Origin of the sequence: Donghicola tyrosinivorans (genome assembly GCF_003003355.1) — a bacterium.
In the GTDB taxonomy this organism is placed as follows: Bacteria; Pseudomonadota; Alphaproteobacteria; order Rhodobacterales; family Rhodobacteraceae; genus Donghicola; species Donghicola tyrosinivorans.
The window spans coordinates 80,634-100,300 of the sequence record NZ_PVTQ01000006.1; the positions used below are offsets into that span (position 1 = coordinate 80,634).

Below are 19,667 nucleotides of genomic sequence, written 5' to 3' on the forward strand. Positions count from 1 at the left end.
CATTTTCTTTCGTAAAAAGGACATTAGGTTCCCAAATCAAGAAGTCCCCTCATGCGAAGAGTCGCCTTTCTGCTGGTGGATGGTTTTGCCCTTTTGTCGACCGCCGCTGCGCTTGAGCCCTTTCGGGCCGCGAACCTCTTTGCGCCCTCTCCGGCCTATGAGGTGACGCTGCTGTCCGCCTCAGGCGGTGCGGCAGAAACTTTGATCGGGGCGCAGTTTCGGACCCAAGCCTTCCGCGATGTAACGCCACTGTTTGACATGGTGTTTGTCGTCGCAGGGGGCGATCCCATGCGGGTGAACGATCCAGCCATGATGGCGTGGTTGCGGCAGGCGGCGCGGAACGGATGTGCCATTGGCGGGATTTCGGGTGGCGCATTAATTTTGGCCAAAGCAGGGCTTCTGGAGGGGCGGCGTTTCACGGTCCATTGGCACCACTATGAGGATTTTGAACGTCTTAGTGGTCCGTGGCTGCTGGAACGGAGGCTCTTTGTCATTGATCGGGATCGCTATACCTGCGCGGGAGGCTCGGCCCCGTTGGATATGATACATGCGATCATCGCCCGCGATCATGGCGCACGCTTTGCGCAGCGGATTTCCGACTGGTTCATCCAGACCGAAATCCGAGGGGCGGATGCCCCCCAGCAGGCATCGCTTTCAGCTCGGTACGGGGTGTTGCCCGATAGCGTCATGGCAGTGCTTGAGATGATGGAAACCCACATTGCGGATCCCCTGAGCCAAGAGCAACTGGCAGAGTTGGCCTGTATCTCGGCCCGCCAGCTGCGCCGCCAGTTTCAGCAGGCATTGGGGCAGCCGATGATGGCCCATTATCTGCGTGTCCGGCTGGAGGTCGCGCGGGATCTGGTCAAGACCAGCCACCTGCCCATGTCAGAGGTTGCCGTTATGACGGGTTTTGTCAGCCAGACCCATTTTTCCGACGCCTACAGGCGGACGTTTGATTGCGCCCCGTCCAGCGATCGGCGCAAAAAAGGCCCGACGTAAAGCCGGGCCTCAGGGAATTCGGGGCGGGAACTGCCCCGAACGGGAAGACGTCTAAGGGGCTTAGATATCCAGCGTGTTCTCTTTCTCCCACGCTGAGAAATGGGACACGAACGAGGTCCATTCCTGATTTTTCATCTTGATGTATGAGGCTGAAAAATCGTTCCCCAACATGGATTTAAGCTCGGTATCCGCATCAAATGCGCGGATGGCGTCCAGCATGTTCAAGGGCAGGCGCGGCGCATCTGTGACCATGTGGCCTTCGGCGTACATATCGATGTCCCATCGCTTGCCCGGATTGGCCTTGGCACGGATGCCGGAAAGTCCTGCCGCGATGATCACAGCCTGCAGCAGATAGGGGTTTGCGGCCCCGTCCGGCAGGCGCAATTCAAACCGGCCCGGCCCCGGAACGCGCACCATATGGGTGCGGTTGTTACCGGTCCAAGTCACCGTGTTGGGCGCCCAAGTGGCCCCTGACATGGTGCGCGGCGCATTGATCCGCTTGTAGCTGTTCACGGTGGGGTTGGTGATCGCGGCAAGGGCCTCGGCGTGGCGCATGATCCCGCCCAAGAAGTGGCCGCCTTGGGCGGACAGGCCAACCTCGCCAATCTGACCGCCGCCGTCGCCTGCGAAGGCGTTGGTCTTGCCGTTCAGATCCCAGACCGAGATATGGGCGTGGCAGCCGTTGCCCGTGAGGCCTTGGATCGGTTTGGGCATGAAGGTCGCCCGCAGCCCGTGCTTTTCCGCGACAGATTTCACCATGAATTTGAAGAACGAATGGCGGTCTGCGGTGACCAACACATCGTCAAAGTCCCAGTTCATTTCAAACTGGCCGTTCGCGTCTTCATGATCGTTCTGATAAGGGCCCCAGCCCAGTTCCAGCATGTAATCGCAAACCTCGGCGATCACGTCATAGCGGCGCATGACCGCTTGCTGATCATAGCAGGGCTTGTCCGCTGTATCGAAAGGGTCCGAGATTTGGTTGCCTTCGGGCGTCAGCAGAAAGAACTCGGCCTCGATGCCGGTTTTGACGCGCAGGCCTGCCTCTTCGGCCTCAGCGATCAGCTTTTTCAGGACGTTGCGAGGGGCTTGCTCGACGGGGGTGCCTTCCATGATGCAGTCGGCGGGTACCCATGCAACCTCTGGCTTCCACGGCAGTTGGATCACCGCATCTGCGTCAGGCACAGCCAGCATGTCGGGGTGTGCCGGTGTCAGGTCCAGCCACGTTGCGAAGCCGGCAAAGCCTGCGCCGTCCTCTTCCATGCCCGCGATGGCGCTAGCAGGTACTAGCTTAGCCCGCTGGCCCCCGAAGAGGTCGGTGTAGGAGATCATGAAATACTTCACGCCGCGCTCTTCGGCGAATTTTGACAATTTGCTCATTACAATTCCCTTTTCCCTGTTGAGGCCTCAGGAACCGCGACCGGCCCCCAAGGCGGGGGCATCAAAAGCCGGGTTTTCCGGGATACCAGTTGGTGCCTGCCAGCGGCACCTGCGCCATGGCGGCAGCTTCCATCGTCAGTGCGCAGAGGTCCTCGGGTTCGAGGTTGTGCACATGGTTGTGGCCGCAGGCGCGGGCGATGGTCTGGCATTCCAGCGTCATCACGTTCAGGTAGTTGCGCAGACGGCGACCCGCGGCCACGGGGTCCAGACGCTGCATCAGCGCAGGGTCTTGGGTGGTGATGCCTGCGGGGTCGCGTCCTTCGTGCCAGTCATCATAGGCACCGGCGGTGGTCCCAAGCGCGTTGTACTCGGCCTCCCACTTGGGGTCATTGTCTCCCAGTGCGATCAGCGCGGCGGTGCCGATAGAGACAGCGTCCGCCCCCAAGGCCAGAGCCTTGGCTACATCCGCGCCGTTGCGAATGCCGCCCGAGACGACCAACTGTACCTCGCGGTGCATGCCCAAATCTTGCAGGGCCTGAACGGCGGGGCGGATGCAGGCCAGTGTGGGCTGGCCCACATGTTCGATGAACACATCTTGCGTGGCAGCGGTGCCGCCTTGCATGCCGTCCAGAACCACCACGTCGGCACCAGCTTTCACCGCCAAGGCAGTGTCATAGTAAGGCCGCGCGCCGCCGATCTTGATGTAGATCGGCTTTTCCCAGTTGGTGATTTCCCGCAGTTCAAGGATTTTGATTTCCAGATCATCGGGGCCGGTCCAGTCGGGATGACGGCAGGCCGAGCGCTGATCGATGCCGACGGGCAGATCGCGCATACCTGCCACACGCTCGGTGATCTTTTGACCCAGCAGCATGCCGCCGCCGCCTGGTTTTGCACCCTGCCCAACGACGACCTCAATCGCATCGGCGCGGCGCAGGTCGTCGGGGTTCATGCCGTAGCGGCTGGGAAGGTACTGATAAACCAGCTTTTCCGAATGGCCCCGTTCCTCTTCGGTCATGCCCCCGTCGCCCGTGGTGGTCGAGGTGCCCGCCAGTGTTGCGCCGCGTCCCAGCGCCTCTTTCGCGGGGCCGGACAGCGAGCCGAACGACATGCCCGCAATGGTGATCGGGATTTTCAGTTCTATCGGATTTTTTGCGAAACGGGTGCCAAGGGTGACGGCGGTCTCACATTTCTCGCGGTAGCCTTCCAACGGATAGCGGGACATGGAGGCACCAAGGAACAGGAGGTCATCAAAATGTGGCACACGACGTTTTGCGCCGCCCCCGCGAATGTCATAGATGCCAGTCGCCGCAGCGCGACGGATTTCCGAGTTTACCGAGTTCGAGAACGTCCAGCTCTGGCGCGGATCGGTTTGGGGTGTCTTGTCCATTGCGCGTCCCTCAGTATTCGTCGGCGTGGTCGATGTTGAAATTGTAAAGACGGCGGGCCGAGCCATAGCGCTTGAACTCTTCAGGCTTGGCATCAGCACCGGCGCGGGCCAGCAGCTCTTGCAGGATTTCGATATGCTCGGGCCGCATCTCTTTCTCAATGCAGTCAGCACCTAGGGATTTGACGGTGCCACGCACGAACAGGCGTGCCTCGTACAGGCTGTCCCCTAAGGCATCGCCTGCATCCCCAAGCACCACCAGATTTCCCTTTTGCGCCATGAAGGCGGACATGTGGCCGATGTTGCCATGCACCACGATGTCGATCCCTTTCATGGAAATCCCGCAGCGGCTTGAGGCATTGCCCTTGATATTCAAAAGCCCGCCGCGGCCTGTAGCGCCTGCGTATTGCGAGGCATCGCCTTCAATCACCACCTCGCCAGACATCATGTTTTCAGCCACACCGGGACCGGTCGAACCTTCGACGCGGATCGTGGCCAGCTTGTTCATCCCTGCGCAGTAATAACCGGTCGAGCCCTTGACGGTCACCGACAGCGGGCCATCAAGACCCACGGCAACTGCGTGGCTGCCACGGGGATTGGTGATCTCATAGGCGTTATTTGATTGGGATTTCGCAGCCTCTTGCAGGGTCACGTTGACCTCACGCAGGGGGGTGACGGACATATCCAGAGTGCTCATCAGATCAACGCTCCCAGAAATAGACAGTGGCGGGTTCGGGTTCCCAGACGCGGGCGGCCTCGATGCCCGGAAGGTCGGCAAAGGCGCGGTATTCGCTTGCAAAGGCCACATAGTCGTCGGTTTCGGCCATGACGGCAGGCTTGCAGGCGATGGGATCGCGCACGACGCCAAAGCCGTTCTTGGTGCCAGTTACAAAGGTGAAGAACCCGTCCAGATCGCTGATCGTGCCTTCCAGCGCCTCGCCCAAGGTGGCGCCATCCGCGATGCGCGAACTGATGTAGGCCGCGCCGACCTCTGTGTCGTTCTCGGACTTGGTGAAGATGCCCTTTTTCGCCAGTTTGCGGCGCATCTGATTGTGGTTCGACAGGCTGCCGTTATGCACCAGACACTGGTCATCTGCGGTCGAGAACGGATGCGCACCCATCGTCGTCACCGCAGATTCCGTTGCCATGCGGGTGTGCCCGATGCCATGGCTACCGCCCATCTCGCGCAGTCCAAAACGGGCTGCGACATCTTTTGGCAGGCCTACCTCTTTGTAAATCTCCATCGAGGTGCCAACGCCCATGATCCGCAGACCTTTGCTCTCAAGAAACGCGATCGCATCGGTTTCTTTCTCGACCGGCAGAACCAGCACAGCATGCGTATTCACGGGCTTGACCGTGACACCGCCGCCAATGGCCGCGCCAAGCGCCGCTTCCAATCCGTCAAAATCCGCATCTGGCGTGTCCGACTGGATGGTGATCTTGACGCTGCCTTCTGCCTCTTCGCCGTAGATCGCAATACCCGCACTGTCGGGGCCGCGATCGGTCATGGTTATGAGCATATCGGTCAGCATGTCACCCAGCTTTGGGCGCAAGGCGTCCTGTTTCAGGAATAGGCCAACAATGCCGCACATCAGGGTCTCCTTCGTGACGAGATAGGGACGCACATCGCGCCCGTTCTCTCTGTCGTAGCGGGAAGGAGAGTTTCCGCAAAAGAAAGTTTATATCTTTTATGGAAAATTTCTTTCCTGCGGTGAAGACTGCCTATGAAATGTGCAAATGCCCCGCGCGCGCAGGCGCGGCGCGCGGGTTTCGCCCGATCAAGTCGGGTCAGCGGGTCTGGGGATATGTGATAACCGATAGGTATCGCAGCGGCATCGAGAGGATTCCTTCCGGTCCATGCGGCGCATCGGAATCAAAGAACAGGGCGTCACCCTCTTCCAGCAAATAGCTCTTGTCGCCGTGGCGATAGTTCACTTTTCCCTCTAGGATATAGAGGAATTCGATCCCTTCATGTTGGAAGGTCTGGAAATGCGAGTTCTCGTCGAGAGTGATCAGATAGGGCTCGACCACGACGCCAGAATTGTTTGAACCGATGTGCCCCAGTAGATTGTACTGGTGCCCCGCGCGGGTGCCTTCGCGCTCGATCTCGGCCCCTTCGCCGGCTTTGACATGCATGCAGCCGCGCGTTTCTTCATAGCCCGCAAACAACTGCACCAAAGGCACACAGAGGGCATCCGCCAAGGCCGAGATTGTGTTCAGCGAGGGCGAGATCACCCCGTTTTCGATCTTTGACAGCATCCCCACCGACAGGCCGGTTTTGCCGGCCAGATCGGCCCCCGTCATCCGTTGACGCTTGCGTAATTCCCGAACCTGTCGGCCGATGGCGACCTCAAGGTTCTTTTCCCGATGCTCTTTGACGGCATGAGGGTTCTGACGCAGGGCGGCGCTGATAGGTTTCTTGCTCACGTTTTCGCCTTCCCGTCTGTCATCCCATGCCGCACGTCCGCGCATTCGGGGTGATCTTCGGGCTTTTTCTCAGGCGCTGCAAGCGGCGGTCTTGCAACCTGCTTGATCAGGCGGCCGGAAGGGCGATCCTTGCCCTATGAGGCAACGCTTAGCGTTCAGGTGCTGGAAAGACCCGTCCTTCAAATAGCTTACGGGCTGTTCTTAAGGTTCCTGCGCTGATGACAGTCCCACAATCATCCCGATCCAGAACAACATCAGCGGCACCGGTGGGATGCTCGACTGCAAAGATGTTTCCGCGTGGCAATTCGGCCAATGCATGCGCGGGCGAGCCAGGAATAGTGCAGGCAGTTGCCGTCGTGACAGCTGCGAACACCCCGATCGAGGCATGGCAACGGTGCGGAATAAAGCTGCGTGTGTGGATCACACCTCCCTGCACCGGCGGGCTGACGAGGACCATCTTCGGCACCGATTTCTCGCGAACATCGCCTAGGTCCATCATCTCTCCGGCGATCAAACGGATGGCTTCGATTTGCGCTTTGACGGCTTCATTGGCCTCTAGTGCCTCGCGGCTCTCATACCCCGTCAGGCCGAAATCCCGCGCCGCCATAACGACTTCCGGCATGCCGTTGTCGATCAATGTGCAGGCAATGCCATTGATCTCATCCACAGCCCGTCCAGTTGGCAGCAAAGCTCCGCACATTGAACCCGCAAGTCCTGCAAAGACCAAAGGGATCGGCGCATGGTTCGCAGGTACACCGTCAATTTGCGCCTCGCCCGTATACCTTACTTTCCTGCCCGGAGTCTGAACGGTTGCCGCACTGACTTCGCCGGTGTTCAGCATGTGAATGCGTACCATGGTCTCGCCATCTTCAGCAGGCACCAAACCCATCTCGATCGCGGCAGGGCCAACGGCTGCCAGAATATTCCCGCATCCCTGAGCATCAGAGACAACAGTCTGATCCACAAAGACCTGTAAAAACAGATAGTCTACATCCGCGTCCAAACGGGACGACGGCGCCAACACTGCCACCTTGGAACACAGCGGATCCGCCCCACCAATCCCGTCGATCTGACGCGGATCAGGGCTGCCCATCACGCGCAACAGCAATTCATCGCGCGCCTCAGGGTCGCTTGGCAGATCAGACGCCAGAAAGAACGCCCCCTTCGAGGTCCCGCCCCGCATCCACAAACACGGGATGCCTTCCGCCTCATAACGCTCCATCATGGCCCTTTCATCTTGGCTCAAATACCTCGGGGGTGAATTGGGCCGAAGGCCCAAGAGGGGGCAGCGCCCCCTCACCTGCCCTCAGATATACTTCAGGCCCTTCTCCGCCAGTCGCGGGCGCATGTCGTAGATATCAAGCCCCAACTCGCCCCGTGCCAAGCGTACCCGCTTGGCCTCTTCTGCAGCCAGACGCTTGCGGGTGGCATCTAGAACCACCGCGGCATCTTCACGGCGCACCACGCAGACACCGTCATCATCGGCGACCACGATGTCGCCTGCGTTGATCGCCTGACCGGCGCACACGATGGGAACGTTCACCGACCCCAAGGTCTCCTTCACCGTCCCTTGGGCCGAAATCGCCTTAGACCAGACCGGAAAGCTCATCTCTTGCAGATCGCGAATATCCCGCACGCCAGCATCAATGATCAACCCACGGCATCCGCGCGCTTGCGCGCTGGTGGCCAGAAGATCGCCGAAATAGCCGTTATCACAGGGGCTTGTGGGGGCGAGGACCAGCACGTCGCCTTCCTGCAACTGTTCGATTGCCACATGGACCATCCAGTTGTCTCCGGGTGCCGCCGAGATCGTCACTGCGCTGCCCGCGATCCGAGCGCCCGAATAGATCGGGCGCATGTAGCTGGCCAAACAGCCGGTGCGTCCTGCGGCCTCATGGACTGTGGCAACCCCTGCGGCGCCAAGCTCGTCGATCACGGCGCGGTCTGCGCGCGCGATGTTCTGGACGACTACATTTGCCATCTTGGTGCCCTTAATGCTCGACCGGCGGTGTGCCGTGGGTGTGGAAGCTCTCGATGGTCTTCAGACCCCAAGCCTGACCTTTCTTGCGGTCGGTTTCGGTCCAGACCACAGGCTTCCAATCGGGCGCCATAATCAGACGGGCACCTGCGTTCGCCAGTTCCACGCGGTTACCCGCAGGCTCCCAGACATACAGGAAGAACGTGCCCTGAATGGCATGTTTATGGGGACCGGTCTCGATATGAACACCATTCTGCAAGAAGATATCTGCCGCCCGCAGAATGTCTTCGCGCTGGTCGGTGGCATAAGTCACATGGTGCAGACGGGCATTGCCGCCGCCATGCTCCTCTGTGCAGGCCAGATCATAGGTCTTGTTGTTCACCGTGAACCAACATCCGCCAATGCGTCCGTTGTCCAACTGGATGTATTCCGTTACGCGGCTGCCAAGGCAGGTTTCCATAAAGCGGCGGAACTCGGTCACGTCACTGGACAGCAGGTTCAAGTGGTCCAGACGGCGCGGCGCAGCGCCATTGAACGCCGAGGCGGTGTTCTTCAGTGCGGCTTTCTCGGCCTCTTCCTGCGCCTCATACCAGACAGTGTCGTAGTAAACCTCGAATACATGGCCGAAGGGGTCTTCGAAACGGAAGGCGCGGCCGTGACTTTGGTCACCATCGTTCCAGCCGTGAACCTTGTAGCCCGAGGCTTGAATGGCGGCGACGCGGCGCTCTAGCGCTTCGGGCGATGCACAGCGATAGCCGATATGGGCCACGCCCGTGGTATCGCTGCGCGTCAGCTTGAGCGAGCAGTACTCATAGTCATCCCACGCCCGCAAGTAGGCCGAGGTTTCGTCCTGTCCCGACAGTTTCAAACCGTAAACGCGGGTGAAAAAGTCGAGGCTCTCATCGAATTTATCGGTGAGCATCTCGACATGACCCAGATGGGCCACGTCATAACAATGTTCGGACATGGATCTCCTCCTTGGGGACGGGCCGCGCGTTATTTCATGCGCAGCAGTAGATTGTCTTTCCAGATGAACTGGTGAACCAGTGCGGCCAGAACGTGGATTGCGACCAGTGCTAGCAGCACGTTGGTCAGGATTTCGTGGACTTCGGCCGGGGTGCCGATCTTGCCAAACCACGCCACAGATCCAGAGATCGGCAGAATGATCAGCAGCGCATAGATGCCGTAGTGGACAACTTTGCCCGCCAGTTTGGCGCGTTCGGGGGTGCCTTCAGGCTCTGCGGGCACGCCGTGGCTGCGGCGCAGGGCCAGACGCCAGATTGCGGCCAGCAAGACCAAAACGCCGATCACCAGATGGATCACAACGGTGGTGTTCCACGCAGGCAGGCCGTCCATCAACTGGTGAAACGGGCGGCCCATGCCGTCAAAGAACAGGTACTGCAGCGCCAACAGGATCACTACAGCCCAGTGCAGGCGTTTTTGCATAGGCGAATAGGCGGAGGGGGCATTTGAAACAGTCATGGATCAATCCTCATAAAAAATGACGTTCTCAGCCTTTTACGCCTGTTCTATGACGCTTTGTCGATCACAATTCGTCGACTGTGCGGGGAAATACCGACTGGAAGCCTTCGGCGTATTGGCAATCGCGCCCGCCGGACATCCCGCCCGAGTTCCGCTTGAAATGGTTGGCCCGCTGCTGTGCCACACGGGTGTAATAGTCCCACAGGTGGACCTGCCCGTTCATATGCTCCATCGCGGCGCGCTTCTTGTCCCAGACGCCGGTGATGTCGAGGAAGTGGTCAGGCTTCCAGCCCATCTGCTCGGTTTGGTGGGGTTCGAACAGGTAAAGCTGCGGTGCCCCCAGAACCTTTTGACCGGGATTATGGCCCCAAGCCTGCGCGATCATCCGCGCTTCTAGGGCGATCTGGGTCGTGTACATGTGGTCGGTGTTGTAGGGGTCATACTGGCTGTGTGACAGCATGAAGGCGGGCTGCACGTCACGGATCAGATCGACCAGACGGTATTTGTCGTCTTTCTCCAAAACCAGCGGGTAGTCGCCCAGATCAAAGCATTCCAGACGGGCGACGCCCAGAACATCAGCGGCGGCCTCTGCTTCGGCGCGGCGGATGGCTTTGACCTCATCCAGCGACTTGCCCTCTTTCCACAGGCGGGCGCTCTCGCCGCGTTCACCAAAGGACAGGCAGGCGACGGTCACGTCATAGCCCTTTTCCGCGTGCAGGGCGATGGCCCCTCCGCAGCGCCAGACAAAGTCGGCAGCGTGGGCTGAGATCACTAGCGCGGTCTTTTTGGGGGTCATGGTAGCCTCATCTTCAAGTGTTGGCGCATTCTGTCACGTCGGTCGCCGCGCAGGCAATTTGGAACGCTGTGCAATGGGATAAGTTTTCGCTATAATGACCTTGTGCCTTTCCTTGCTGTATCGCGGAAAAGCCATTGAGTTTACGGAGAAACCTATGACATTGCCCCGAAACCTTCGTCATTTGCGCTTGTTTTTGACAGTCGCGCAGATGCAATCTTTGACGCTGGCTTCGGACATGTGCGGGGTGTCGCAACCGGCGGTCAGTCAGGCGCTGCAAAAGATCGAAGAGGGCAGTTCGGGGCCATTGTTTACCCGCACGCGCCAAGGGGTTTTTACCAATGAACGGGGGGCGCTGTTGGAGTGGCGCTTGAATAGATGCTTTGCCATTCTGGACCCTGCCCTGCGTGAGGTGTCGGACCGGTTGCCGCTCACGGCGACACTGGCGCAATTGCAGGCCCTGATCGCTGTGACTGAGGCCGAGAATTTCACACTGGCCGCGCAGCGGTTGGGGCTGGCGCAGCCCTCGGTGCATCGGGCGGTCAGTCAGTTGGAAAAAGAGGCGGGCGGGCTGCTGTTTGAGCGGGCAAGTCACGGCCTGATCCCGACCCGTGCTACGCGGGCGCTAGAGCGTGCCACGCGGCTTGCTTTTGCCGAACTGGATCAGGCCGATGCCGATCTGGCCGAGTTCGACGGCGGCGAAGCGGGCCGTATCGTGATCGGGGCTTTGCCCCTGTCCCGTTCGGTCCTTTTGCCGCGTCTGTTGGCGGCCTTCCGGCAGCAGCGCCCGCGCCTGCCGGTCGAGATCAACGACGGCCCTTATGATGACTTGCTCACAGGCTTGCGGCGGGGGGACATTGATCTGATTGTCGGCGCCCTGCGAGAGCCCGCGCCCATTGGGGACGTGGTCCAAGAAGCGCTGTTCCATGACTACCTTGCCTTTGTCTGTGCTCCTGACCACCCCTTGGCAGGGCAAGAGGTGTTGCTAGAGGATCTGGCGGATCGCTCTTGGGTGGTCCCGCGACTTGGGTCGCCATCCCGTGGGCAGTTCGATAACTACTTTGAAACAAAGAATATTGAACGCCCGCAAAGCATCATCGAAAGCGGCTCGGTCCTGTTCATGCGCGAGATGCTCTTGGCGGGTGATTTCATCGCCTGTGTCTCTGGCGCGCAGGCCGAAGCCGAGATCGCAAAGGGCCTTCTGGCGCGGATTCATGTGGCTGGCGATTGGCCCGGGCGTGCGATTGGCGTGACCTTGCGGCAGGATTGGGAACCCACCAAATCACAGGCCATCTTGCTTGATTTACTGCGGAAAACCGCCATCAGACAAAGTGTGTCATAGCTAAAACTTATGATGAAGGCCGCGCTTTGAATTGGTTTTGCGCGGTGACCTCCTGCATGCAATGCGCCATGGGCCTTGCCCTCAATGTCGCTATCGCTCGGGAGGAAAACGACATGCGTACTATTGCTGCGATCGCCGCTACCACTGTGACCCTGATGGGCTCTGCCGCTGTGGCGGAAGATCTGAAATTTGCCAACTTCATGCCGCCCATGCACCCCTATGTTGCCGGCGCATTCCAGCCTTTCGCCGACATGGTAGCCGAGGCAACCGGCGGTGATGTGACCGTGACCATCTATTCCGGTGGTGAACTTGGGCCGGGCCCCGTCGAGCAATATGCGCGCGTCGTTGATGGCGTGGCCGAACTGGCTGTATCGCTGCCCGGCTATACCGCCAGCCAGTTCCCTCTGACCCTGACCGCGGAGCTGCCCGGTGTGCTGGACGAAGCAACCGGCACCGCAGACATCTGGAACAACATCGATCTTTTCGCTGATGAGTACCGCCGCGTGCAGCTGGTCTCGCTCTGGTCCAGCGCCGGCAACGTTTTGTACATGCGCGACGTGGCCGTCGACAGCCCTGACGATCTGAAGGGCATGAAAATCCGCGTGCCGTCGCGCAACGCAGGCAACGTGATCGAGGCATGGGGCGCGACGCCCGTTTCGATGCCCGTGACCGAGATTTACAACGCCATGCAAACCGGCGTGATCGATGGGGCCTACATCGACACCACGGCCACCCGCGCGTTCCGTCTGGGTGAGGTTGCGAATTACCTGACCTACGGCATGGACACTACAAACTCGCCCTTCTTCATCCTGATGAACCGCGATGCTTTTGACGCTTTGTCCGATGAACAGCAGGCTGCTGTGATTGAGGCAGGCAAGAAGGCCTCGGTTCTGGCGAATGAGACCCAGTTGGCCGCGGCTGCTGGCGGTCTGACCGCCTTTGCGGAAGCTGAAGGCAAGCAGGTGATCCAACTGACCGCCGAGCAGGCCGAGGCGTTCAACGTCCTGTCCGCACCTGTGCGTGATGCGGCCGTGGCCGAGACCGGCGGCAATGCCGCTGCGATTGTCGACGCGCTGAGCAAGTAACCCATGAGCGCGTATCCCTCATCGGCTTGGGCGAAGTATTTCGCCCGCGCCAACCTGGCGCTGGCCTGGCTTGGCGGTGTGTGTCTGATCGCGCTGGTGTTGGTTTTGGCGGTGGGCGTGATCATGCGCTACGTCCTTGGCCAGCCGATCCTTGGCATCAACGAGATCGTGCAGCTTACCGCGCTGGCGCTGGTCATGGCCTCGCTGCCGTATGCGACCGAACATCAGGTTCATGTGCGGGTTGACGTTTTTGACAACATGCTTGGCCGGTGGGGGCCCCTCTTCGGGGATGTGCTGTCGCGTCTGATCTCTGGTTACGTCCTAAGCCTGCTGACCTTGCGGGCATGGGATAAGGCGATGGATGCGCTGGAATGGGGCGATGCCACCAACATGCTGAATCTGCCGATCTGGCCGTTTTACGCGGTGCTTGCGGCGGGCACGGCCCTGTGTGTCGGGGTGTTTGCCGCCGATATCCTTCTTCTGCTGACCGGAAAGGCAGAGAGCAAAAATGACTGAGACCACCGTCGGGCTGATCGGTATCGCCAGCCTTTTTCTTTTGATGATCCTGCGGACACCAGTTGCCTTTGCCATGCTGATCGTCGGCTTTTTCGGCTACGGCTGGCTCGAAGGAACCCGTTCTGCGACGGCCCTGTTGCTGACAGAAAGCTACTCGGCGGTGTCCAGCTATTCGCTGATTGTCGTACCGATGTTCATCCTTCTGGGCAACGTGTCCTCGGTCGCTGGCTACTCGCGCGGGCTTTATGATGCGGCCTTTGCATGGGTCGGACGGTTTCGGGGCGGTCTGGCCTCGGCCTCGGTAATCGGCTGCGCGGCCTTTTCGGCGGTGTCGGGATCGTCGGTGGCCACCGCCGTGACCTTGGGCAAAGTAGCCCTGCCCGAGATGAAACGTATGGGCTATGCAGACAGCCTTGCCACTGGTGCCATTGCCGCAGGCGGTACGCTGGGGTTCCTGATCCCGCCGTCCACAGGCTTTGTTCTTTACGCGATCCTGACCGAGGAAAGCATTGGCCGTCTGTTCATGGCCGGCATCTTGCCCGGTCTGCTGTTGATGGTTCTGTTTATTGGCGTGGTCTGGCTGGTGTCTTACTTTGACCCCAAAGCAGGCCCCCGTGGTGCTGTGGTTCCCCTGCGCGAACGCTTCCGTTTGCTGGCAGAGGCAGGTCCGCTGCTGTTCGTGATCGTTGCCTCGATTGGTGGCATCTATCTGGGGGTGTTTTCGCCGGTCGAGGCTTCGGGCATTGGTGCAGGAATGGTGCTGGTGCTGGCTTTCGCACAGCGCCGACTGAACTGGCACGGGTTCAAAGAGGCGGTCATGGGTACGCTTCAGACCTCGTCCATGCTGTATATGATCGTGATCGGGGCCAATAACCTGAACCCTTTCTTTTCGGTCACCCATATCCCGCAGACACTGGGTGCAGGGCTGGGACAGTTGGATTTCGGCCCCTATGGCACGCTGACTGTGATCCTTCTGGCCTATGTGGTGCTGGGGATGTTCATGGATGGCCTGTCGATGCTGGTGATCACCATTCCGATCGTGTTCCCTGTCATCACCGCGATGGGCTTTGATCCGGTGTGGTTCGGCGTGGTCGCCGTGATCGTGATCGAAATGGGCATGATCACCCCGCCAGTTGGCCTCAACGTCTTTGTGGTGCGTGGCGTTGCCACGGGTGTGCCGCTGACCACGGTGTTTAAAGGAGTGACTCCATTTCTGATTGCGATGGTCGTGGCGTTGATCCTGATCATCATCTTCCCGCAAATCGCGGTGTTCATTCCGAATTCGATGTTCGGCTAACGGATGATGAAGGGGCCTCGGATGAGGCCCCTTTTTCGTTTCAGTCCTGCGTTTGCCTTTTAATGTCGTCGCGGGGGCCAAGCATAGGGCTAATGGTCTTATCGGCAGTGCGCGGCACACCCCGACCTAAGGCTGCGGCGCGATGGAATGCCTCTGCCGCGCGGGACAACTCGTCGCCTTCGGGTGGGGTCCAGCCCGCTGCTTGCCAGATGGCGCGGACAGTGGTTTCGTTTTGATCGCTCATAGGGCAACCTCCGCTATGAGGGGCGCGCGACGGGGCCGCCAGTCTATCGCAGTTTCCAAGGCCTGAGCGGCCTGCAACAGCAGCGCGTCCTGACAGAAACCGGCGGCAAGCTGTATCGCCAAAGGCAGACCATCTGCGTCCAAGCCTGCGGGCACCGAGATCGCCGGATGGCCGGTCAAGGAAAACGGACTACCGGCCGAGCCGGTGGTGAAATCACGCACTGCCTCGGTGTCCTGCAGATGCGGCGCGGTGCGGTAGGTCATCGGCAAAAGCAGCACATCGACCTGCTCGAACAAAGCATCCACAGCGGCCACCAGCCGCCGCCGCTCACGCGCGGCTGATAGATAGTCGACAGCCCGCACATACATCCCCGCTTCCAGTTTCTCACGAAGGGCGCGGCCCATCAGGTGGCGGTGATGCTGGTAGTCGGCTTCGTGGATTGTAAAGCACTCGGACCAGTTCAGAATGCCCGCGATGGCACGGAATTCGGACGGGGCGACGGGCATTTCGACATCAACGATCTGGGCGCCTTGGGCCTGAAGTGCCGCCTCTGCCTCGTTTAGCGCTGCCAGAATGGCGCTGTCAGGTAGTCCGTTCGGTCCTGCTAGATTGCGGACCACGCCCACACGCCCCCCTTTTATCCCAGCGCCTAGGTTGGCTGAAGCATTAGGGGCTTTTGCGTCCAGCGATGACGGGTCGGCGGCGTCATATCCGGCGATGGCGTCATAGATCAGGGCGGCGTCTGCCACGGTGGCGCAGATGGGGCCGGGGGTGTCGAAGCTCCATGTGTTGGGCATGATCCCGTGGCGGCTGATGCGTCCGAACGTGGGTTTGAAGCCCACCACACCGCAGCCCGCCGCAGGCAGTCTGACCGAGCCGCCCGAGTCCGTGCCGATGGCAAAGCTGGCCAGCCCCGCCGCTACTGCCGCAGCCGAGCCCGAGGATGACCCGCCCGTATAATGCTGTGCCTTCCAAGGGTTCACAGCGGGCGGCATGGGCAGGTCAAAGCGGACATGGCCGGTGCCGGTGCCATATTCCCACGTGTTGCACTTGCCGATCAGGATCGCCCCTTGTGCCTCAAGCTTGGCGACCAGAGTGGCGTTCAGCGCAGGGTCGTGGGTTTGAGGGACTGCGGATGCAGCTGTCGTGGCAAAGCGGGCGGTGTAGATGTTGTCCTTCACGCCAAACGGCAGACCGTCGAGCGGCGAGAGGCGTTGACCTCTGCGGGCGCGGTCAGTGGCCTGTCGGGCCAGCGTTTCAGCGGCGCTTAAATCATAGCGCAGATAGGCGTGAATTGCTGGCTCAAAGGTTTCAATCCGTGCGCGCAGGGCGTCAAACAGGTCCAAAGGCGTTAGGCTGCCATAGTCAATTGCGGCGGTGGCCTCAGTCAAGGAAAGGTTCGTTAGATCGTCAGGAAGGGTCATGGGGTTCCTTTCGATGTTCTGCCCCGAGAGGCATCGCTGATGTTGCGGCCATCATCAGGAGAGAGGCAGCAGAGATAGCCCACGCCTCCGGCCACGGTCAGGGCCGCCATCACGAACATCGCGATCGAGATCGCGGCGCTGGCCCCTGCCCCCGCCAGATGTTGGACCTGTGCCACCAGCGCGGCGGCAACGGAAATCCCCAACGCCATGGACAGTTGCTGCCCCACCCCAGCCAGCGCCGTCGAGGCGCTTTGGCGGTGTTTCGGTACATCGGCAAAAACGATGGTGTTGATCATGTTGAACTGCAGCGACCGAGCCATGCCAAAGCCAAGGACCAGCCCAAGGATTGCCCAAGGCGGAGTATTGGCCGTGATGGAGCCTAAGGCTGCTGCAAATCCCGCGGCCACGAAGGCGTTCCAGCCAAGACCTGCGCGAAAGCCGCTGCGGGCTAGAATGCCGACCATAAAGGGCTTTAGCAGCACTGCACCGCCCGCAATGGCAAATACCACAACTCCCGCGCGGGCAGCGCTCCACCCGAAGCCAAGTTGCAATTGTAGCTGTAGCAGGAAGGGGATGGCGTTGATCCCCATGCGGGCAGGTACCCCCCAACCAAGCCCGTTCCGGAACAGGCGCAGCCGGAACAGTGACAGATCTAGCGCCGGACGGGATGTGCGGCGGATGTGGCGGGCATAGGCCCAAGCGGCCAGCGGCAGCGCGCCCCAGAGGGCCAGCATCCATGCGGCAGGCAACAGTGGATGGACAAAGTAATCGATGCCGATTTGCAGGACAGACAGGATCACAACGCAAAGGACAAAGCCCTTTAGATCGAAGGCTCCGGCGGGTTGCGGGGTGTCGGCGGGCAGAACGCGCCAGGCAAAGAACAAACCGATCAGACCCAGCGGGATGTTGACCAGAAAGATCAGCGGCCATTGGGCGTAGGTCACGATCCAACCGCCCAACAGGGGGCCAAGCACCGGCCCGATCTGCACGGGAGTTGTCATCCAGATGATTGCTGTTGCCAGTTGCGCCTGCGGGGTGTGGCGGATCAACAGCAGACGCCCAACCGGCGTCATCATCGCCCCTGCCCCCGCCTGAAGGACACGCATGGTCACCAATTGGCCAAGGTTCTGGGACATCGCCGCCCCGACGGACGCCCCCATGAACAGCGCAATCGCTATGAGGAACAGCCGCTTGGCTCCGATCCTGTCGGCCATCCAGCTGCTGGCGGGGATCATCGCGGCAAGCGTCACGAGATAGATCGTGACCGCCAGATTGACCCTGAGCGGATCGATCCCGAAGTCCTGCGCGATGGTTGGCAGGGCGGCGATCAAGATGGTGCTGTCCAGTGTCTCAATCAGAAAGGCGACCGAGACCGTCAGTGCCAGCGGCAGAACGGTGCGATCAGTCATTTGCCGCCTGCGATGCTGCGAGAATTTCAGCGACCTGAACCGTTTTGACGCCCTGAATGGCGGCAAAGGCATCAAGGATGCGCTCAAAGCCTGCGATGCGGAAGGGCTGGCCCATGATCCAGGGCGAGAGGTTGATTGTCAGCAGGCGGTGCTGGCCGGTCTCAGCGGCCTCGCGCGCGAGCCTTTGGGCAGCCACAATCATTGCGCTTTCAAAATCCGCCAGCGCGTTTTGCCGGTTGGCGATAATCTCGCGGTCACACAGCTCAAACGCTGCGGGGAGCGAGGTGATAGGACCAGAGGCGGTCATATGCTGGTAGGGAGCCTCGTCATTACCCCAATCGGCCATAGCTTTTACGCCAGCATCGACCAAGAGCGCAGGCGTGCGCGGGGACTGCGACCAACTGGGCGAGTGCCACGCGACCGGTGGCATCCCCTGTGCGTGCAGCAAGGCCAGCGCCTCGGCGATCATGGCTTGTTCGGTGTTTTCATCTAGGCCGTCGTGATGGATCGCGCCGGCATCAAGACCGGCGGCGACCACATCCCAGCCCTCTTTTGCAATCTCGCGGGCCAAAGCCGGATACCGCGCCGCCACCCGTGCGTTCAGAAAAGTCGAGGCAGTCATGCCCCGTGCCGAAAGCGCGTCCATCATCCGGAAAATGCCGACGCGGTTGCCGTAGTCGCGCTGGGTATAGGTCTCGGAATCCGGCCAAGGGCGGTTCGGCGCACCGATGGGCAGGAAGGGTGTGCCGGTGATATTCAGGGGGAACCATTCAACAGCAACCTGAATCCAGATGCCCAACGTGGTGTCACCATCCCAGCACAAACGGTTGTCGGCCCATGTATCGCGCCAAGGGAAAAAGTCGTGATCAGGCCCTTCGCGGCGCAGTGGCGTTTCCAGATAGTCGGGGCCGGTGGGCAGGATTTGTTTGCTCATGCTGCGCCCTCCTGCTGAGCGGCCAGCCATTGGGTCATGCGGTCGTAATGGGTGGCATCATAATGTGCCGCGATTTCGCGGGCGGTCGGATACCAGACCTCTGGATGGGATTTTACGTGGTCGAGGAACTCTGCGAACGCATCGATCCGATGGGGCTGCCCCAACACGAAGGGGTGGATCGCAAAGCACATGACTTTCCCGTTCTCGGCGCCTTCCGCATAGAGGCGGTCGAACTGCGCCTTCAGCGATTTCAGCATCTGGTCAACGGACATGTTGTTCCAGTGCAAAAGCGGGATGTCGTTCATCTCAATCGAATAAGGCACGGTCATGAAACGGTATTCGCCGCCCACATCCAGAGGCATGGGCTGTTCGTCGTGGAAATAATCCAGCGTGTAGCGCAGCCCTTCTTCGGCCAATAGGCGCTGGGTTTCTAGCGAAGGCGTGATCGCTGGCGTCAGCCAGCCGTCCAGCCGCTGGCCGAAGCGCGCGATGGTTTCTTTGCTGTTGCGGATCACGGCTCGTTGGTCCTCTAGGGGCATCCCGTAGAAGTAGCGCGTGTTGTAAAGGCCGTGGCTGAACAGCTCCCACCCCATATCTGTCATCTGGCGGGCAATCTGGGGAAAGTGATCGCAGACCGTGACGGACAATGAGACCGAGCCGCGTATGCCGCGCTTGTCCATTTCCTGCGCAATGCGGCGGAACCCGACGCGGTTGCCGTAATCGCGCCAGCTGTAGTTCATCACATCAGGACAGATGCGCGGATAGGGATTGCGGTTCGGGTTGATCGGCGGGCGCCATTCATAGTGTTCGATGTTCGGAGCGATCCAGAAAGCCACACGGGCATTGTTGGGCCACGTCAGCTTTGGCCGCCCCCGCATCGGAGCGTAAGGGTAATCACCCGTGTCCGCAGGTCGCGCCTCTGGCGCGAGGTAAGAGCTTTCCCGTGCCTGTGTGTCTGTAAGCTGAACCATAGCTG

Annotated in this window: 20 protein-coding genes; 5 read left to right on the plus strand and 15 right to left on the minus strand. The window is 60.3% G+C overall.

Annotation, left to right across the window (positions count from 1 at the left end):
- The first annotated feature begins 51 nt into the window (after window positions 1-51).
- The gene (locus tag CLV74_RS10570; RefSeq protein WP_106264412.1) at window positions 52-999 is read left to right on the plus strand and encodes a GlxA family transcriptional regulator; all 948 of its coding nucleotides are present in this window, start codon (window positions 52-54) and stop codon (window positions 997-999) included.
- Window positions 1,000-1,059: 60 nt separating this feature from the next.
- Here the strand turns inward: CLV74_RS10570 and glnT are convergent, their stop codons facing one another.
- The 10 genes from glnT to CLV74_RS10620 all read right to left on the minus strand — a co-directional run bounded on the left by glnT (window position 1,060) and on the right by CLV74_RS10620 (window position 10,443).
- On the minus strand, window positions 1,060-2,376 hold the full coding sequence (glnT, locus tag CLV74_RS10575) for a type III glutamate--ammonia ligase (protein ID WP_106264414.1): 1,317 nt from the start codon (window positions 2,374-2,376) through the stop codon (window positions 1,060-1,062).
- A gap of 61 nt (window positions 2,377-2,437) precedes the next feature.
- Complete coding sequence (locus CLV74_RS10580) at window positions 2,438-3,763, minus strand: FMN-binding glutamate synthase family protein (RefSeq protein WP_106264416.1); 1,326 nt, start codon at window positions 3,761-3,763, stop codon at window positions 2,438-2,440.
- A gap of 10 nt (window positions 3,764-3,773) precedes the next feature.
- Window positions 3,774-4,457, minus strand: coding sequence for a GltB/FmdC/FwdC-like GXGXG domain-containing protein (locus CLV74_RS10585; RefSeq protein WP_106264418.1), 684 nt, complete (start codon window positions 4,455-4,457; stop codon window positions 3,774-3,776).
- A gap of 4 nt (window positions 4,458-4,461) precedes the next feature.
- Window positions 4,462-5,352, minus strand: coding sequence for a class II glutamine amidotransferase (locus tag CLV74_RS10590; RefSeq protein WP_106264421.1), 891 nt, complete (start codon window positions 5,350-5,352; stop codon window positions 4,462-4,464).
- A 196-nt stretch (window positions 5,353-5,548) separates the two neighbouring features.
- On the minus strand, window positions 5,549-6,187 hold the full coding sequence (locus tag CLV74_RS10595; protein WP_245888519.1) for a helix-turn-helix domain-containing protein: 639 nt from the start codon (window positions 6,185-6,187) through the stop codon (window positions 5,549-5,551).
- A 148-nt stretch (window positions 6,188-6,335) separates the two neighbouring features.
- Window positions 6,336-7,412 carry a 4-oxalomesaconate tautomerase gene (locus tag CLV74_RS10600; RefSeq protein ID WP_245888520.1) on the minus strand — a complete coding sequence of 359 codons (1,077 nt, stop codon included), beginning with the start codon at window positions 7,410-7,412 and terminating at the stop codon, window positions 6,336-6,338.
- A gap of 81 nt (window positions 7,413-7,493) precedes the next feature.
- The gene (locus CLV74_RS10605) at window positions 7,494-8,168 is read right to left on the minus strand and encodes a 4-carboxy-4-hydroxy-2-oxoadipate aldolase/oxaloacetate decarboxylase (RefSeq protein ID WP_106264427.1); all 675 of its coding nucleotides are present in this window, start codon (window positions 8,166-8,168) and stop codon (window positions 7,494-7,496) included.
- 10 nt (window positions 8,169-8,178) lie between these two features.
- Window positions 8,179-9,132: a VOC family protein gene (locus tag CLV74_RS10610; protein WP_106264429.1), complete on the minus strand. Its 954-nt coding sequence runs from the start codon at window positions 9,130-9,132 to the stop codon at window positions 8,179-8,181.
- Window positions 9,133-9,161: 29 nt separating this feature from the next.
- Entirely contained in the window at window positions 9,162-9,647 is a 486-nt protein-coding gene (locus tag CLV74_RS10615; protein WP_106264431.1) for a cytochrome b, read from the minus strand.
- Between the two features lie 64 nt (window positions 9,648-9,711).
- On the minus strand, window positions 9,712-10,443 hold the full coding sequence (locus CLV74_RS10620; RefSeq protein ID WP_106264434.1) for a PIG-L deacetylase family protein: 732 nt from the start codon (window positions 10,441-10,443) through the stop codon (window positions 9,712-9,714).
- A 154-nt stretch (window positions 10,444-10,597) separates the two neighbouring features.
- Between CLV74_RS10620 and CLV74_RS10625 the strand changes: the two genes are divergently transcribed.
- The 4 genes from CLV74_RS10625 to CLV74_RS10640 all read left to right on the plus strand — a co-directional run bounded on the left by CLV74_RS10625 (window position 10,598) and on the right by CLV74_RS10640 (window position 14,680).
- Entirely contained in the window at window positions 10,598-11,782 is a 1,185-nt protein-coding gene (locus CLV74_RS10625) for a LysR family transcriptional regulator (protein ID WP_106264436.1), read from the plus strand.
- Window positions 11,783-11,895: 113 nt separating this feature from the next.
- Complete coding sequence (locus tag CLV74_RS10630) at window positions 11,896-12,867, plus strand: TRAP transporter substrate-binding protein (protein ID WP_106264438.1); 972 nt, start codon at window positions 11,896-11,898, stop codon at window positions 12,865-12,867.
- Between the two features lie 3 nt (window positions 12,868-12,870).
- A complete protein-coding gene (locus CLV74_RS10635; RefSeq protein WP_106264441.1) occupies window positions 12,871-13,383 on the plus strand; it encodes a TRAP transporter small permease in 513 nt (170 codons plus the stop codon).
- The gene (locus CLV74_RS10640) at window positions 13,376-14,680 is read left to right on the plus strand and encodes a TRAP transporter large permease (protein WP_106264443.1); all 1,305 of its coding nucleotides are present in this window, start codon (window positions 13,376-13,378) and stop codon (window positions 14,678-14,680) included. The genes CLV74_RS10635 and CLV74_RS10640 overlap by 8 nt, the downstream gene beginning before the upstream one ends.
- A 40-nt stretch (window positions 14,681-14,720) precedes the next feature.
- On the opposite strand, the gene CLV74_RS10645 is transcribed toward CLV74_RS10640, so the two are convergent.
- Genes CLV74_RS10645 through CLV74_RS10665 form a run of 5 tightly spaced genes read right to left on the minus strand, consistent with a single transcriptional unit; the run spans window position 14,721 to window position 19,662 of the window.
- Entirely contained in the window at window positions 14,721-14,924 is a 204-nt protein-coding gene (locus tag CLV74_RS10645; protein WP_106264445.1) for a hypothetical protein, read from the minus strand.
- Window positions 14,921-16,348 (minus strand): amidase, encoded by a 1,428-nt coding sequence (locus CLV74_RS10650; RefSeq protein ID WP_106264447.1) that lies wholly within the window; start codon window positions 16,346-16,348, stop codon window positions 14,921-14,923. The genes CLV74_RS10645 and CLV74_RS10650 overlap by 4 nt, the downstream gene beginning before the upstream one ends.
- Window positions 16,345-17,757: an MFS transporter gene (locus CLV74_RS10655; protein ID WP_170108023.1), complete on the minus strand. Its 1,413-nt coding sequence runs from the start codon at window positions 17,755-17,757 to the stop codon at window positions 16,345-16,347. The genes CLV74_RS10650 and CLV74_RS10655 overlap by 4 nt, the downstream gene beginning before the upstream one ends.
- Window positions 17,750-18,691 (minus strand): polysaccharide deacetylase family protein, encoded by a 942-nt coding sequence (locus CLV74_RS10660; protein ID WP_106264451.1) that lies wholly within the window; start codon window positions 18,689-18,691, stop codon window positions 17,750-17,752. The genes CLV74_RS10655 and CLV74_RS10660 overlap by 8 nt, the downstream gene beginning before the upstream one ends.
- Window positions 18,688-19,662: a polysaccharide deacetylase family protein gene (locus CLV74_RS10665; protein ID WP_245888521.1), complete on the minus strand. Its 975-nt coding sequence runs from the start codon at window positions 19,660-19,662 to the stop codon at window positions 18,688-18,690. Before CLV74_RS10665 ends, CLV74_RS10660 begins: the two co-directional genes overlap by 4 nt.
- Between the last annotated feature and the right edge of the window lie 5 nt (window positions 19,663-19,667).